This is a genomic window from Streptomyces colwelliae (assembly GCF_048158785.1).
Taxonomy (GTDB): Bacteria; Actinomycetota; Actinomycetes; order Streptomycetales; family Streptomycetaceae; genus Streptomyces.
Window position 1 is genome coordinate 13,498 of the sequence record NZ_JBLTJC010000110.1, and the last position, 15,891, is coordinate 29,388.

Annotated in this window: 10 protein-coding genes and 3 pseudogenes; 9 read left to right on the forward strand and 4 right to left on the reverse strand. The window is 69.8% G+C overall.

Annotation, left to right across the window (positions count from 1 at the left end; translation table 11 throughout):
- Positions 1 to 55: 55 nt before the first annotated feature.
- Positions 56 to 2,179 (forward strand): glycoside hydrolase family 3 N-terminal domain-containing protein, encoded by a 2,124-nt coding sequence (locus tag ACNFOC_RS23245; RefSeq protein WP_416961042.1) that lies wholly within the window; start codon positions 56 to 58, stop codon positions 2,177 to 2,179.
- A gap of 133 nt (positions 2,180 to 2,312) precedes the next feature.
- Here the strand turns inward: ACNFOC_RS23245 and ACNFOC_RS23250 are convergent, their stop codons facing one another.
- Entirely contained in the window at positions 2,313 to 3,341 is a 1,029-nt protein-coding gene (locus ACNFOC_RS23250; protein WP_416961032.1) for a LacI family DNA-binding transcriptional regulator, read from the reverse strand.
- 341 nt (positions 3,342 to 3,682) lie between these two features.
- On the opposite strand from ACNFOC_RS23250, the gene ACNFOC_RS23255 reads away from it, so the two are divergent.
- From ACNFOC_RS23255 to ACNFOC_RS23285, 7 genes and pseudogenes are all read left to right on the forward strand, one after another.
- Positions 3,683 to 4,702 carry a sugar ABC transporter substrate-binding protein gene (locus ACNFOC_RS23255; protein ID WP_416961033.1) on the forward strand — a complete coding sequence of 340 codons (1,020 nt, stop codon included), beginning with the start codon at positions 3,683 to 3,685 and terminating at the stop codon, positions 4,700 to 4,702.
- Positions 4,702 to 5,786, forward strand: a pseudogene (locus ACNFOC_RS23260) (ABC transporter permease). Before ACNFOC_RS23255 ends, ACNFOC_RS23260 begins: the two are co-directional and overlap by 1 nt.
- Positions 5,787 to 5,791: 5 nt before the next feature.
- Positions 5,792 to 6,679, forward strand: a complete 888-nt coding sequence (locus ACNFOC_RS23265) for an ATP-binding cassette domain-containing protein (protein WP_416961034.1) — start codon at positions 5,792 to 5,794, stop codon at positions 6,677 to 6,679.
- A gap of 112 nt (positions 6,680 to 6,791) precedes the next feature.
- Positions 6,792 to 7,643, forward strand: a complete 852-nt coding sequence (locus ACNFOC_RS23270) for a sugar phosphate isomerase/epimerase family protein (RefSeq protein ID WP_416961035.1) — start codon at positions 6,792 to 6,794, stop codon at positions 7,641 to 7,643.
- Positions 7,644 to 7,733: 90 nt separating this feature from the next.
- Complete coding sequence (locus ACNFOC_RS23275; RefSeq protein ID WP_416961036.1) at positions 7,734 to 8,543, forward strand: PfkB family carbohydrate kinase; 810 nt, start codon at positions 7,734 to 7,736, stop codon at positions 8,541 to 8,543.
- 23 nt (positions 8,544 to 8,566) lie between these two features.
- Entirely contained in the window at positions 8,567 to 9,763 is a 1,197-nt protein-coding gene (locus ACNFOC_RS23280) for a Gfo/Idh/MocA family protein (protein WP_416961037.1), read from the forward strand.
- A gap of 29 nt (positions 9,764 to 9,792) precedes the next feature.
- Complete coding sequence (locus ACNFOC_RS23285) at positions 9,793 to 10,791, forward strand: sugar phosphate isomerase/epimerase family protein (protein WP_416961038.1); 999 nt, start codon at positions 9,793 to 9,795, stop codon at positions 10,789 to 10,791.
- 263 nt (positions 10,792 to 11,054) lie between these two features.
- Here the strand turns inward: ACNFOC_RS23285 and ACNFOC_RS23290 are convergent.
- The 3 genes and pseudogenes from ACNFOC_RS23290 to ACNFOC_RS23300 all read right to left on the reverse strand — a co-directional run.
- Positions 11,055 to 11,591, reverse strand: a pseudogene (locus ACNFOC_RS23290) (enoyl-CoA hydratase/isomerase family protein); the annotation flags it as partial.
- A 231-nt stretch (positions 11,592 to 11,822) separates the two neighbouring features.
- Positions 11,823 to 12,173: pseudogene (locus ACNFOC_RS23295) on the reverse strand (NAD-binding protein); the annotation flags it as partial.
- 323 nt (positions 12,174 to 12,496) lie between these two features.
- Complete coding sequence (locus ACNFOC_RS23300) at positions 12,497 to 13,516, reverse strand: LacI family DNA-binding transcriptional regulator (RefSeq protein ID WP_416961039.1); 1,020 nt, start codon at positions 13,514 to 13,516, stop codon at positions 12,497 to 12,499.
- 260 nt (positions 13,517 to 13,776) lie between these two features.
- Between ACNFOC_RS23300 and ACNFOC_RS23305 the strand changes: the two genes are divergently transcribed.
- On the forward strand, positions 13,777 to 15,891 hold a 2,115-nt coding region (locus ACNFOC_RS23305), incomplete at its 3' end, for a glycoside hydrolase family 127 protein (protein WP_416961040.1).

Consider the following 15,891-nt stretch of genomic DNA (forward strand, 5'->3'; position numbering starts at 1 on the left):
CGGTCCGTACGAGGCTGGTCCGTACGAGGCGAAGATCAAGGCCCTGTTGGGCCGGATGACCGTCGAGGAGAAGCTGGGGCAGTTGCAGCAGATGTCCTGGACGGGCGACTCCGGCCCCGGCGGCGGGCAGACCGACCAGGCGGAGAAGGCCGCCCGCACAGGCCGGCTCGGGTCCGTGTTCAACATCTACGGCGCGAAGCACACCAACGATCTACAGCGCCTCGCCGTCGAGGAATCGCGGCTGGGCATCCCGCTGCTGTTCGGCCTGGACGTCATCCACGGCTTCTGGACCACGTTCCCCATCCCGCTCGCGCAGGCATCCAGCTTCGACCCGGCGGTGCCCCGAACGGACGGCGAGGTCGCGGCCGCGGAGGCGCGCTCCAACGGGGTGCGCTGGACGTTCGCCCCGATGATGGACGTCACCCACGAGCCGCGCTGGGGCCGCATCGCGGAGGGCAACGGCGAAGACCCCTACCTCACGGCGACCTTCGCCGCGGCCAAGACCCGCGGCTTCCAGGGCGACGGCACCCACCTGGACGCCCACGACCGGCTCGCGGCCTGCGCCAAGCACTTCGTCGCCTACGGAGGCGCGGAGGGCGGCCGTGACTACAACACCGTGGACACCTCCGAGGCCCACCTGCGCAACCACTACCTCCCGCCCTTCAAGGCGGCCCTGGACGCCGGGGTGGCCACCGTCATGGCCTCCTTCAACACCGTCAGCGGCGTCCCCGCCCACGGCAATCGGCACACACTGACCGACATCCTCAAGGGAGAGTGGGGCTTCGACGGGTTCGTCGTCAGTGACTACACCGGTATCCAGGAACTGATCGTCCACGGCTTCGCCGCCGACGGGGCCGACGCGGGCCGGCTCGCCCTGAACGCCGGCGTGGACATGGAGATGGTCAGCACCAACCTCACCGACCACGGCAGGCAGCTGCTCAAGAGCGGCCGGATCACGGCCCGCCGGCTGGACGACGCGGTCTCCCGCATCCTGCGCCTGAAGTTCCGGCTCGGGCTCTTCGACAACCCCTACGTCGACGAGGACGCGGCGGTCACCGAGCCGACGCAGCAGGCCCGTGCCGCGGCACGGGCGACCGCCGCGCGTTCCATGGTGCTGCTGAAGAACGACAGGGGCGCCCTGCCCCTGCACCCAGGAGTCGGCTCCATCACCGTGGTCGGCCCGTTCGCCAACTCCACGGACCTGCAAGGGACTTGGGCCGGACCCGGGGCGGGAACCTTCCCCGCGGTCACCCTCCTGGCGGGCATCAAAGCGGCGGCTCCTCAGGCCGAGGTCACCTCCGTCACGGGGGTGAACGCGGACGGCACGGACACCTCGGGAATCAAGGACGCGGCAGCGGCGGCCCGGGCGGCCGACGTCACCGTCGTCGTGGTCGGCGAGCCCTCGGCCATGAGCGGCGAGGCCAGCTCGCGCAGCGACATCACCCTGCCCGGGGCGCAGGAGGAACTGATCACCTCGATCGCCGCCACGGGCAAGCCGTTCGTCGTCGTCCTGGTCAACGGGCGCCCCCTCACCATCGGCGGATGGCTGGACTCCGCGCCCGCCGTCCTGGAGGCGTGGCACCCCGGCATGGAAGCGGGCAACGCCGTCGCGGACATCCTGTTCGGCACCGTCGACCCCGGCGGCAAACTCCCGGTGAGCTTCCCCCGCACCGTCGGACAGGTCCCGATCCACTACAACCACGAGAACACCGGCCGCCCCTACGACGCCGACAACAAATACACCTCCAAGTACCTGGACCTGCCCGACGGACCGCAGTTCCCCTTCGGACACGGCCTGAGCTACACCACGTTCACCATCGGCGACCCCGTCCTGAGCACCCGGCGGATCTCTTCCCGCGCCCTGCGCAAGGGCGACACCGTCGAGGTGAAGGTCACCGTCCGCAACACCGGCGGGCGAGCGGGCGACGAGGTCGTCCAGGTCTACCTCCACGATCCGGTGGCGAGCATCGTCCAACCGGTGCGCAGGCTACGCGGCTTCCGCAGGGTGAGCCTGGCCCCGAGCAAGAGCACCACCGTCCGCTTCCGCCTTGCCGCCGAGGACCTCGGCTACTGGACACACGACACCGGCGGACAGTTCGAACTCGAAGCAGGTGACATCGACATCTACGTGGGCAACAGCTCACTCGCGACGGGAAAGACGACGCTGACGATCACCTGACCGCCCCCCGGAGCCACCACAATTCCGGGCACCGGCCGCCATGCCGCTCATCGAGGACAGGGTCCCCGCCCTCCTCGATGGCGGTGACGGTGGCCGTGCCCGTGCCGGTAGCGGTTGCGGTGGCCAAGAGATGTCAGCGCGGCTCGGCTATGGTGCGGCGCACGACGAGGTGCGGAGCGAGGACCACCTCTCGGGGCTCGGTACGGCCCTGGTCGAGGCGTTCCACAGCCGCGGCCACCGCGTAGCGCGCCTGCTCCTCGGCCCCCTGGCTGACCGTGGTCAGGTCGAAACAGCTCAAACGGGAGAGTCTATCGTCGTCGTACCCCGCGACGGACACCTCGCCGGGGACAGAGACACCCGCGCGGGCCAGACCGGCCAACACACCGATCGCGCTCTGGTCGTTGAACGCGACCACGGCGGTGGGCAGTTCACCCGCGTCGAGGAGGTGGCGGGCGGCGCGCTCGCCGGCCGCCTCGGTGTTGTCGCCGCGCAGCACCTTGATGTGCCCGTCCAGACCGTGCCGCCGCATGGCCGTACGGTATCCGCGCCGCCGGTCGGTGGCGATCACACCCTTGCCGCCGTCGACGTACGTGATCTCGCGGTGCCCGAGGGCCACCAGGCGGTCGACGATCTGTCCCACCCCGTCGTCGTCCGCGGTACGGACCACGTCCAGCTCCCCTTCCTCGATCCGGCGGCCCACGACGATGACGGGGGCCTTGCCGTCGAGCGCGGCGAGCGTGTCGACGGGGGCGGTCGGGCCGAGCAGGATCAGCGCCTCGCTGCGGAAGGCCAGCAGCGTCTCGACGGCGGTGCGCTCGTCCCGGGTGCGGGTCTGGGTACTCAGGACGAGGTCGTAGCCGACCTCCTCGGCGGCCGAGTGCAGGTACTCGACCAGGTCCGCGTGGAAGGGGCTGTGGACGTCGATCATGACGCCGAGCATCCTGGTGCGCCTGCTGGCCAGCAGGCTGGCGGTGCGGTCCACCTGGTAGCCGAGGTCGGCGGCGGCCTTCAGGACTCGCTGCCGGGTACGTTCGCTGGGGCCCGCCACACCGCGCAGCACGAGGGAGACGGACGCGGTGGAGACACCCACGCGTGCGGCTACGTCCTCCAGCCTCGGGCGCTTCTTCGCGGCTGCCCGGCGATGCTCCGCCCCGTCCTCCACAGTGCCTCCCGGCCGCAATCTTCTCGCGCAACACCCTTGACACGCTCTGGAAACGAGTCGATAGTACCAGGAATTAAAGCGCTTTAAATTGTCATGACGTCCCAACGTCCTGATCTTCCGACGAAGGCCGTTGGAACGTCGCCCGCGATCGCGGGGACACTCCCCCACCGTCGACGCCGCCCACAAGGCGGACCAAGCGGTCGCCGACGGCACACCCGGCCGCCACAGCTCCCTGCGAGCCGACTCCGATCCTCCGTCCAGACCCCGGCCCCGGCCCATCGAGCAGCCGCGGACCCACCGCCCTGCCAGCTCTTTCAGTCGCACAGCGAGGTGCACGAACCATGAGCCGTACATCCCTTCCCCGCCCCCGCAGAGTCCTCCCCGTCGTGGCCGTCGCCGCCGCGACCGCCCTCACCCTCGCGGGCTGCTCCAGCAGCTCCGGCGGCAAGAAGTCCGCGGACTCCGCCGCCGATGCCTCGGTGGGCAAGGCCAGTACGCCCCGCATGACCATCGCGATGGTCACCCACGCCCCCTCCGGCGACACCTTCTGGGACACGATCCGCAAGGGCGCCGAGGCCGCCGCGGCCAAGGACAACGTCAAGCTCATCTACTCCAACGACGAGACGGCCGCCGACCAGGCCAACCTGGTGCAGAACGCGATCGACCAGAAGGTCGACGGCATCGCGGTCACCCTCGCCAAGCCCGACGCCATGAAGGCCGTCGTCGCCAAGGCCGAGCAGGCCGGCATCCCGGTCGTCGGCTTCAACGCGGGCCTGGGCGAATGGAAGAAGCAGGGCCTGCTGTCCTTCTTCGGCCAGGACGAGGCCGTCTCCGGGCAGGCGCTCGGCACCAAGCTCAACTCCACCGGCGTCAAGCACACGTTGTGCGTGATCCAGGCCCAGGGCGACGTGAACCTCGAACAGCGCTGCGCCGGCGTGAAGAAGACCTTCAGCGGCAAGACCGACATCCTCTACGTCAACGGCACGGACATGCCGTCGGTGAAGTCGACGATCTCCGCCAAGCTCACCCAGGACAAGTCCATCGACGAGGTGGTCACCCTCGGCGCCCCCTTCGCGCTGACCGCCGTGCAGTCGCTGTCCGACGCGGGCAGCAAGGCGAAGGTCGCCACCTTCGACCTCAACGCGAGTCTCATCTCCGCGATCGAGAAGGGCACCATCCAGTTCGCCGTCGACCAACAGCCCTACCTCCAGGGCTACTTGGCGGTCGACTCGCTGTGGCTCTACAAGACGAACGGCAACTACAGCGGCGGCGGCGAGGCCCCCGTGCTGACCGGCCCGGCCTTCGTCGACAAGGCCAACGTCGACGCGGTCGCCGAGTTCGCCGCGAAGGGCACCCGGTGATGAGCATGACCCGGCAGGCCGAGCCGGCGGTGACCTCACCGCCGGCCCCCGGCCCCCAGGAAACCGACGGCCGGACCACTGAACGGCCCCTGGTGATACGGCTGTTGGCGCGACCTGAGATAGGCGTCTTCCTCGGCGCCGCCGCCGTCTTCGTCTTCTTCCTGATCACGGCCCCGCCCGTGCGGGACGGCGCCTCGATGGCGAACATCCTCTACAGCTCGTCCACGATCGGCATCATGGCGTTGCCCGTCGCCCTGCTCATGATCGGCGGGGAGTTCGACCTCTCCGCCGGTGTCGCCGTCATCACCTCCGCGCTGACCGCGAGCATGCTCAGCTACCAACTCACCATGAACGTGTGGGTCGGTGTGATCGTCGCGCTCCTGGTGTCCCTGGGGATCGGCTTCCTCAACGGATGGCTGCTCGTCAAGACCGGGCTGCCCAGCTTCCTCATCACCCTGGGCACCTTCCTGATCCTGCAAGGCGTCAACCTCGCCGTGACCAAGCTGGTCACCGGGAATGTGGCCACCGACGACATCAGCACCATGGACGGCTTCGACCAGGCCAAGAAGATCTTCGCCTCCTCGTTCGACGTCGGCGGTGTAGAGGTGAAGATCACCGTGGTGTGGTGGCTGGTCTTCGCGGCCATCGCGACCTGGGTGCTGCTGCGCACCAAATACGGCAACTGGATCTTCGCGGTCGGCGGCAACAAGGAGAGCGCCCGCGCCGTCGGTGTCCCGGTGAACTTCACGAAGATCTCGCTGTTCATGCTGGTCGGTTTCGGTGCCTGGTTCATCGGCATGCACCAGCTGTTCTCCTTCAACACCGTGCAGTCGGGCGAAGGCGTCGGCCAGGAACTCATCTACATCGCGGCGGCCGTCATCGGCGGCTGTCTCCTCACCGGCGGCGCCGGCTCCGCGATCGGCCCGGTCTTCGGGGCGTTCATGTTCGGCATGGTGCAGCAGGGCATCGTGTAATCGTGTACGCCGGCTGGAACCCGGACTGGTTCAAGGCGTTCCTCGGCGTGATGCTCCTCGGCGCCACCCTCATCAATCTGTGGGTCAGCCGCGCGGCGACCCGGAGGTGAACCAAGTGACCACCACCCATCCGACCACTCTCACGGACCCCGCAACGGGCAGCACCGCCCCGGTGGTCGAGCTACAGAACACGGGCAAGTCCTACGGCAACGTCCGTGCCCTGCACGGCGTCGACCTCGCGGTCCGCCCCGGCCAGGTCACCTGCGTCCTCGGCGACAACGGCGCGGGCAAGTCCACGCTCATCAAAATCATCTCCGGGATGCATCAGCACACCGAGGGCGAGTTCCTCGTCGACGGCGAACCCGTCCACTTCACCACCCCCCGCCAGGCCCTCGACAAGGGGATCGCCACCGTCTACCAGGACCTGGCGACCGTCCCGCTGATGCCGGTGTGGCGCAACTTCTTCCTCGGCTCCGAGATGACCAGGGGTCCCTGGCCGGTGCGTCGCCTCGACATCGAGAAGATGAAGAAGACCGCGGACGAGGAACTGCGCAACATGGGCATCGTCCTGGACAACCTGGACCAGCCCATCGGCACCCTCTCCGGCGGCCAGCGCCAGTGCGTGGCGATCGCCCGCGCCGTCTACTTCGGCGCCCGCGTCCTCATCCTGGACGAGCCGACCGCCGCCCTGGGTGTCAAGCAGTCCGGTGTCGTGCTCAAGTACGTGGCCGCAGCCCGCGAACGCGGCCTGGGCGTCATCTTCATCACCCACAACCCGCACCACGCCTACATGGTCGGCGACCACTTCAGCGTGCTACGGCTGGGCACCATGGAGCTGTCGGCGGAGCGCAGCGAGATCACCCTCGAAGAGCTCACCAACCACATGGCCGGTGGCACCGAACTCGCCGCGCTCAAGCACGAGTTGTCCCAGGTCCGCGGCCTCGACGTAAACGAGCTGCCGGAGGACGAGGACGTCACGGCCTCGGCCGGAACAGCGGACTGACGACCACACCAGGACAACAGCCTTACCCCGCGCGGGCGTACGACCTAGGCCGACGCGCCCCACACCCCCGCTCGCCCGCACCCCGTTCCTCTATCCCAGAAGGCATTCCCTCATGAAGATCGCCCTCGACCCGTACATGATCCGTCATGTCCCGCTGCTCGAACTGCCCGGTGTGGTAGCCGAGTTGGGCTACGAGTGGATCGAGCTGTCGCCCCGCGAGGACTTCATCCCGTTCTTCCGGCATCCCCGGGTGGACGACGGCACCGTGCGCAAGTTCCGCAAGACGTTGGACGCGGCCGGTGTCGGGATCTCCTCCCTGCTGCCGCTGTTCCGCTGGTCCGGCCCCGACGAGGACGCCCGGCAGGCCGCCGTGCGCTACTGGAAGCGGTCCATCCAGATCTGCGCGGACCTCGGAGTGGACAGCATGATCTCCGAGTTCAACGGACGCCCCGAGGAACCCGACCGCAGCGAGGCCCAGTTCTGGAACTCGATGGACGAACTGCTCCCGCTCTTCGAGCGCGAGGGCATCAAACTCGCCCTGGAACCCCACCCGGACGACTTCATCGAGAACGGCTACGACGCGGTCAACCTGATCCGGGGCATCAACCACCCCAACGTCAGCTTCCTCTACTGCGCCCCGCACACCTTCCACATCGGGAACGACGCCCCCGGCATCGTCAAATACGCGGGCGCCCTGCTCACCCACGTCCACCTCGCCGACGCCTTCGACCACAACGCGTCCTCCGGCAACCGGTACATCCTCAACCCGCCGGGCACCACCGCGCGGATCCATCAGCACCTCGACATGGGCGAGGGCGAGGTCGACTTCGACGAGTTGTTCCGCGAGCTCCGCGCGAACGGCTTCGACGGCACCCTCACGGCCTGCGTGTTCGCCTGGGAGGAACGGGCCAAGGAGTCGTCCGTCCTCATGCGCCAGAAGATCGCCGGGCATCTCGCCGCCTGACAGCGGCACTCCCTCCGCACGAAACCGCGCGTGGAGAATCACACCCTCCTTTTAAAGCGCTTTAAGACCACCGGAAGGACTCCGGATCCGATGCCGTTGGAAGTGCTGACCATGGGCCGTGTCGGAGTGGATGTGTATCCGCTCCAGACCGGCGTGGGCCTGGCCGAGGTCACCACGTTCGGCAAGTACCCCGGCGGCAGTCCCACCAACGTCGCCGTAGCCGCCGCCAGGTACGGGCACCCGTCGGCCGTGGTCACCAAGACGGGCCGCGACCCGTTCGGCGACTTCGTCCGTACCGCGCCGGCCGGCTACGGCGTCGACACCCGGTTCGTCGGTACGTCGGACATCGCGCCGACGCCGGTGACGTTCTGCGAGATCTTCCCGCCGGACGACTTCCCGCTCGACTTCTACCGGCTGCCCAAGGCGCCCGACCTGGACCTGCGTCCGGAGGAACTGGACCTGGACGCCGTACGGGAGGCCGGGATCCTCTGGATCACCGGCACCGGGCTGAGCGAGGAGCCGAGCCGCTCGGCCATCCTCGTCGCGCTCGCGCACCGGGCGAAGTCAGGGACGACGGTGTTCGACCTGGACTGGCGGCCCATGTTCTGGAAAGACGCCGGTCAGGCTCGTTCGTACTACGCCGAGGCCCTGAGCCACACCACGGTGGCCGTAGGCAATCTCGACGAGTGCGAGGTCGGCATGATCGGCGTCAACGTGCCGGTGCCCGTGCCGATGTCGTACTACTCCTTCGGTGGCTGGAAGGACTCCCTCATTGGCGACTCCCCCATCCACGGCCCCGAGGGCATCCGCTTCTACACCCGCCCCAAGGTCGTCACCACCCGCTGGCCGCAGACCGCCCAACAGGCCGCCGCCGGCTTCGACTTCGCCACCTCCAGCTGACCTCTCTCCTCAAGGGACACCTCATGACCTCCTCCGCCAAGCCCTTGTCCGTCGCGGTGATCGGAGCCGGTATGGCCGGCCGCAGTCACGCCGCCGGATACCGCAACGTCAACACCGTGTTCGGGGCGGGACTGCCGCCGGTCCGGCTGGCCGCGATAGCCGACGCCAACACCGCGCTCGCCGAGGACGGCGCGCGCCGCTACGGCTTCGAGAAGGCGCTGCCGAGCTGGGAGGCCGTCGCCGATGACCCGACGATCGACGCGGTCAGCATCGTCGTGGGGAACGCGCTGCACCGGCCGATCGCCGAGGCGCTGGTCGCCGCCGGGAAGCACGTGCTGTGCGAGAAGCCGCTGGCCGGTTCACTCGAGGACGCCCGTGCGATGGCCGAGTTGGAGCGGTCCGCCCGTGTCGTCACCGCCGTCGGGTACACCTTCCGCCGCTCCCCCGGCATCGCCGCGATCCGCGACCATGTGCGGCGCGGCGAGCTGGGTGACCTCACCCTGTTCAGCGGACGTTACTGGTGCGACTACGCCACCGACCCCAAGGGGCCGCTGAGTTGGCGTTTCAAGGGGGGTGCCGGTTCCGGCGCGCTCGGTGATGTCGGCTCGCACGTCATCGACGCCGCCGAGTACGTCGCCGGGCCCATCACGTCGGTCTCCGGTGCCACCCTGTCCACGCAGATCCCCAAGCGTCCGCTGCCGCTGGGCGCGGTCGTCGGGCACAACGCCGCTCCCGTCTCGGACGAGTTCGGCGAGGTGGAGAACGAGGACACCGCGTCCTTCACGGCCCGCTTCGAGTCCGGGCTCGTCGGCACCTTCTCCGTCACCCGTACGGGATTCGGGCTGCCCAACGGGCTCGCGTTCGACGTGCTCGGGGTCGGCGGGCGGGCCGCGTTCGACCAGCACCGGCCGGCCGAGTACCTCTTCGACGACGCCCAGCCCGACGCCCGTACCCGCGGTGCCCGGCAGGTCATCGCCGGCCCCCAACTGCCGTACTTCGCGGGCGGGGTGCCGATGGAGGCGCCGGGCGTGGGCGCGAGCAACGCCGACAACTTCACCTACCAGGCCCGTGCGTTCCTCGACCAGGTCGCGGGGGTCGCCGACCCGCTGCCGGCCTGCGCCACGTTCGCCGAGGGGCTGCGGACCATCGGGATCATCCGCGCGATCGTCGAGTCCTCGCAGGCCGGCGGCACCGCCGTCACGGTCCCGCCCGCCGTCTGACCCCCCGCACCCATCCAAGGAGCACCCGCATGTCCCTCAAGCTCGGCGCCTACACCGCCTGTCTGCACGACCGCCCGCTGGCCGAGGCCCTCGACATCCTCAAGGAGAACGGCCTGACCTCCGTCGAGGTCAACACCGGCGGGTTCATCCCCTCCCCGCACTGCCCGGTCGACCTGCTGCTGTCCTCGGCGACCGCGCGCGAGGAGTACCTGGCGACCTTCGCCGAGCGCGGGATGGAGCTGACCGGCCTCAACTGCAACGGCAATCCCCTCAACCCGCTCCCCGGAGTCGGTCCGAAGCACGCGGACGACCTGCGTCGTACGATCCGCCTCGCAGGCCTCCTCGGCGTACGGCACGTGGTCACCATGTCCGGCACGCCGGGCTCCGACCCGGACGCCAAGTATCCGTCCTGGGTGGTGAATCCGTGGGACGGCGTCTACATGGACGTCCTGGACTACCAGTGGGGTGTGGCGGTCGAGTTCTGGAAGGAGATTGACACACTGGCGCGGGAGAACGACGTCCGGGTCGCCATCGAGATGCACCCGCACAACCTCGTCTTCTCCCCGGTCACCCTGAAGCGGCTCGTCGACGCGACCGGCGCGACCAACGTCGGTGCCGAGATGGACCCTTCGCATCTGATGTGGCAGGGCATGGACATCGTCGCCTCCATCAAGTGGCTCGGCCCGCTGGTGTTCCACGCCGCCGCCAAGGACGCGACGCTCTGCCCCGGCGCCGACATCCGCGGTGTGCTGGACACGTCGTTCACCCGCGTCCCCGCCGACGCCCGGGACAAGGTGCCCACCGGCTACGGCTTCTGGTGCAACTCCTGGCCCGAGAACCCGGCGTGGAAGTTCGTCGCCGTCGGCGTCGGCCACGACGTCGCGTACTGGACGGAGTTCCTGCGCGCCCTCGCCGAGGTCGACCCGGACATGGCCGTGAACATCGAGCACGAGGACGCCGCCTACTCCCAGACCGAGGGCCTCGCCCTGGCCGCGAAGAACCTGCACACCGCGGCAGCCGCCCTTTAGAGCCAACTCCCCACACAGGTAACGGAGTTCACGACCGCGCCCGGTGACAGGGCGCGGTCGTGTCACCGGTACGGACGGACGGAACCCCGTCCGGTGACCGTCCGTAAGAGGTCGACCCAGCCGACGTCCTAGTCCGACAGCGCGTCCCCGACCGCCAACAGCCGTTCCTCGGGCTGCCACAGCGAGAGATGGCCGGGCGTGTGGCCGGACAGCAGGAGCAGGTTGGCGGGTCGGGGAACGGTCTGCGCCGCCAGGTCACGCGGTTACCACTCGGCGGGGCGCCCCTTGAGTTCCTGCCAGTAGCGTCGGTGGGCGTGCCGGGCCTGGTCGCTCGTCATCCCGGCGGGGAGTTCTGTGTCGAGCGGGTCGGCGAGTTCGGCGATGTCGCGCAGGGTGGCGGCCTGGCAGGCCCGCTTGGTGAACGCGTACTGCTCGACGCAGTCCCCGGGTGTCCGCTCGGCGACGGCGACGGCACGCTTCAGCAGATCCCCGGCGGGGGCCAACTCGTGCACCATGCCCAGGGCGTGTGCCTGATCCGGGGTGAAGATCTCCCCGAGCAGGCAGGTGCGGGCTGCGACCGGGTCGCCCCAGGCGTGGGCGAGCATGCGGACGTAGACGGCGGGCATCGGGATGCCGATCGGCACCTCGTTGAGACCGAACCGCGCCGATCCGTCGGCGACGGCCACCCGGTAGTCGCACACGGCGGCGGTGATCAGCCCTCCGGCGAAGGCGTGCCCGTTGACCGCGGCGACGGTCGGCCGGGGGTAGGTGAACAGGCGCATGTTCGTCGCCCGGTACTCCTGGAACCAGTCGGCGACGGCCGTCGGGTCGCCGGCGAAGAGCGGGAAGTGCTCGCCGAGATCGAGACCGGGCGCCGGTGCCGGTCAGGACGACGGGAGACTCGGCGTGCTCGCGTTCGAGCCGGCCGAAGGTCTCGTGCAGGTCGGCGAAGAAGGCGCGGTTCTGGGCGTTGACCGGGTTGGTCGTCATCGTCACGACGGCGACCCGGCCGTGCCGTTCGATCGTCCAGCTCATCCGTGGTCCTCCCTGGGGTGCGTGCGGGCATCGCCTGGTGCGGCGCCCTCGGTCCTGGCCTCCAGCGCGTGCAGGACGGCCACCATGTCCTCGCCGCCGTGGCCCCGCGCGACGGTCTCGCCGTACAGGGCATGGCAGACGTCCAGGAGAGGGGAGGCCAGACCGGCCTCGCGGGCGGCCTCCGCGATCAGCCGGTTGTTCTTCAGTACGTCCGCGGCCGCCGCCTGGACGGTGAAGTCGCGGGTCAGTAGCTTGGGCGCCTTCACCCGGGATACGGAGCTGACCATCGGTCCCGCGTCCAGGACATCCCGGAACAGGCGCTGGTCGAGCCCGTGCCGGTCCGCGAAGCAGTTGAAGCCGAGCTTGGCCAGGATGTTTCGAGGACGCTCTCGTACACCGCACGCAACTCATCTAGGCCGCCGCGGAGTTGTTCGGGAACTCACCGACGCCCGCCACTGGGTGTCGGTGAGTTCCCGAACACGGCGGCGCGATGGCACAGACGCACTCGCACCGCGGCTACCGGGAACGGCTGCGCGAGAACACCGGCTACCTCGCTCCCCAGGCCGAGGCACTCACCGAACCCCTCCGCCGGACCACCGAGGACGAGGCGGCGTCCCGCCTCGTGGCGGCCGTCCCGGCCTGCTCGGCCTCGCCCCACTCACCCGACGACTCAGGCGGATTCGCGGACGACGAGTCGGCAGGGAACGCTGTGCAGTCCGGGCGCCGGCTCGGAGTTGATGGCGTCCAGCAGCAGGAGGGCGGCCCGTCGGCCGACTTCGGAGAGGTCCGTGTCGATCGTGGTGAGGGGCGGACGGGAGGCCAGGGCCATGACGTCCCAGTTGTCGTACCCCACGATCGACACCCTGCCGGGGACGTCCAGTCCGTTCTCGCGCAGCGCGTCGGCGACGCCCCTGGCGATCTGGTCGTTGCCGCAGAAGAAGGCGTCCGTGTCCGGTGCCGTGCGCAGCACCGCTTCGGCGGCGCGGCGGCCCCACGCCTCGCTCCACTCCCCGAAGTGGACCCGGCCGGTGGCGAGTTCGAGGGAAGACCGCTGAAGGTGCTCAAGCGTGTGGTGGGCGCGGTCGCGGGCGGCCGCGTGGTGCGCCGGGCCGGTGATGTGCGCGATCCGGCTGCGGCCGGTGCCCAGCAGGTGCTCGATGGCCAGCTGGGCTCCGCTCCGGTCGTCGGACACGACGGAGATGTCGTCCGGGTCGGTGGACGGCGAGAGCGCGTAGACCGTCGGTATCGGCTCGATGCCGTTCAGCGGCGGCCGCGGGTCCGTCCTTCGGCCGGTCACGATGATGCCGTCCACCCGGCGGTCCATGAGATTGCGCAGGTGGTGCTGCTCGCGGATGGCGTCGCCGCGCGTGTCACACAGCAGCACCGAGATCTTCCCGGCGCCGAGCGCGTCCTCGGCCCCGAGGAGGACGGGTGTACTGAAGCGACCTATCCCGTCCGTCGTCATCAGCCCCACGGTCCAGCTGCGGCCGGTGTGCAGGCTCTGCGCCTGCTGATTGGGCCGGAAGTCGAGTTCCTCGACGGCGTCCAGGACCCGCTGCCGGGTCTCCGGGCGCATGCTCCCGCTGCCGTTCAGCGCCTTTGAGGCCGTCCCGACACTGACACCGGCCAGCTTGGCCACGTCGGCCAGCTTCGCCCGCCCGGCGGGCGGAAGACTTGGAACGGCGGTCACGCGCAACCCTTTTCCTGGACGATGTCGGCAGATGCATCCTGGCATCGTTCGCGGCAGCTGGCCAGCCCCGGCCAGGCGAAGAGAATGTTTGCGCGACCTCTTGACGCGGACTCGGTCCCGTTCCTACCTTTCCCGGCAGAAAAACGTTTTCCTAAACGGGTTCGAGAGACGGAGCAACGCCCGTCCGACCTCAGGGACGCCCTGACGCACTTCGCGCGTCGGGGCCCCGTCTTGCTTCCCACCTACCTCTCCGGAGAGCCATGCCCCGCCCACGTTCCACCGCGCTTTCCTCCTCGGCCCCGGCCCCGGCCGGACAGGCAGGCACCGTCACCGGGCCGGTCCGCCTCGGGCCGGACGCCAAGGCCGCACTCGCGCCTGCCGCGGTCGAGGTGCGCGCCGGCTTCTGGAGCACCCGCCGCGAGGTGAACGCGCGGATCTCACTCCCGCAGGGCCCCGAACTGCTGGAGTCGGCGGGGAACCTGCACAACCTGCGGCTGGCGGCCGGCACGGTCGAGGGCGAGTTCCGGGGCGCGTACCCGTTCGTGGACACCGACGTCTACAAGTGGCTGGAGGCCGCCGCCTGGCAGCTCGCCCAACAGCCCGATGCCGACCTGGAGTTGGAGGTCGACCGGATCGTCGCCCTGGTCGCCGACGCGCAGCGGCCCGACGGCTACCTGAACACCTGGTTCCAACTGGTCAAGGGGGGCGAGCGGTACAAGGACCTGCGCTGGGGCCACGAGTTGTACTGCGCCGGCCATCTCATCCAGGCAGCCGTCGCCCACCACCGGGCCACCGGTCGGCCCCAACTCCTCGACGTGGCACGCAAGTTCGCCGACCACATCGACTCCGTCTTCGGCCTCCCCGGCAGCGGCAAGGAGATCGACGGCATCGACGGCCACCCCGAGGTCGAGACCGCCCTGGTCGAGCTGTACCGGGAGACCGGCGAACGCCGCTACCTCGATCTGGCCGGCTACTTCGTCGACCGTTTCGGCCACGGCCTGCTGGGCGGCGAGGCGTACTGCCAGGACCGGGTGCCGCTGCGCGAGGCGGACAACGTGGAAGGCCACGCCGTACGGCAGTTGTACCTGCTGGCGGCCGCCGCCGATCTGGCGACCGAGACCGGGGACGCCGAACTCCGGGCCGCGGGCGAACGGTTGTGGCGGGCGATGACCACGACCAAGACCCATCTCACCGGCGGCCTCGGCGCGCACCACGACGAGGAGGACTTCGGCGACCCGTACGAACTCCCCAACGAGCGCGCGTATTGCGAGACGTGCGCCGCCATCGCCTCGGTCCAGTGGAGCTGGCGCATGGCCTTGCTCACCGGCGAGGCCCGCTACTCCGACCTGATCGAACGCACCCTGTACAACGGCTTCCTGGCCGGGGTGTCGCTGGACGGCGAGCGCTGGCTGTACGTCAACCCGCTCCAGGTCCGCGACGGCCACACCGACCCCGGCGGCGACCAGTCGGCCCGCCGCACCCGCTGGTTCCGCTGCGCCTGCTGCCCGCCGAACGCGATGCGGCTGCTGGCCTCGCTGGAGCACTACCTCGCGTCCGGCGACGAACAGGGCCTACAGATCCACCAGTTCACCACCGGCCACTACTCCTACGGCGAGATGTCCGTCCGCGCCGAGACCGACTACCCCTGGCACGGCACGATCGCCCTCACCGTCGAGGACACCCCCGACCGGCCGTGGACCCTGTCCCTGCGCGTCCCGCAGTGGTGCCGCGAATTCCGGGTGCGCGTCGGGGAGTTGTCGTACGACCAGACGAACGCGCCGGTCGAGGACGGGTGGCTGCGCCTCGACCGGACCTGGGCGCGGGGCGACTCGGTCGTCCTGGAGCTGGTGCTCGAACCCCGGCTGACCGCCGCCGACCCTCGGGTGGACGCCGTGCGCGGCTGTGCGGCGATCGAGCGGGGGCCGCTCGTGTACTGCCTGGAGCAAGTGGACGTCCCCGGCGGCGGATTGGACGACATCGTCCTCGACCCCACCCGCCCGCTCGCCGTGAAGCACCGCCCGGATCTGCTCGGCGGGGTCACCACCGTCGTCGCGGCCGGGTACCGCAGGCGCCTTGCGGACGACGGGAGTTGGTGGCCGTACCGGGCCCCCGCACCCGACGCCGCCCCGACCGGCGACCTGGTCGAGCTCACCGCGATCCCACCGACGCCGCCGCAGACGGGGAGTAGGAACCGCACGTGGGCATCTTCAGCGACAGCCTCGACAAAGCCACAGCCAACACCTTCACCCGGCACGGCGCAGGACATGGCCGCGCTCTCCGAGGTCGTCGGAGTCGAGCGTGTCCTGTTCGGGTCCGACTACCCGCACCCCGAGGGGCTGGCCGACCCGGTCTCCTACATCGACGCGCTCCAGGGC

Coding starts and splice junctions, on each gene's coding strand:
- ACNFOC_RS23245 (WP_416961042.1), top strand. CDS start 56: ATGACCGTCGAGGAGAAGCTGGGGCAGTTGCAGCAGATGTCCTGGACG.
- ACNFOC_RS23255 (WP_416961033.1), top strand. CDS start 3,683: ATGAGCCGTACATCCCTTCCCCGCCCCCGCAGAGTCCTCCCCGTCGTG.
- ACNFOC_RS23270 (WP_416961035.1), top strand. CDS start 6,792: ATGAAGATCGCCCTCGACCCGTACATGATCCGTCATGTCCCGCTGCTC.
- ACNFOC_RS23275 (WP_416961036.1), top strand. CDS start 7,734: ATGCCGTTGGAAGTGCTGACCATGGGCCGTGTCGGAGTGGATGTGTAT.
- ACNFOC_RS23280 (WP_416961037.1), top strand. CDS start 8,567: ATGACCTCCTCCGCCAAGCCCTTGTCCGTCGCGGTGATCGGAGCCGGT.
- ACNFOC_RS23285 (WP_416961038.1), top strand. CDS start 9,793: ATGTCCCTCAAGCTCGGCGCCTACACCGCCTGTCTGCACGACCGCCCG.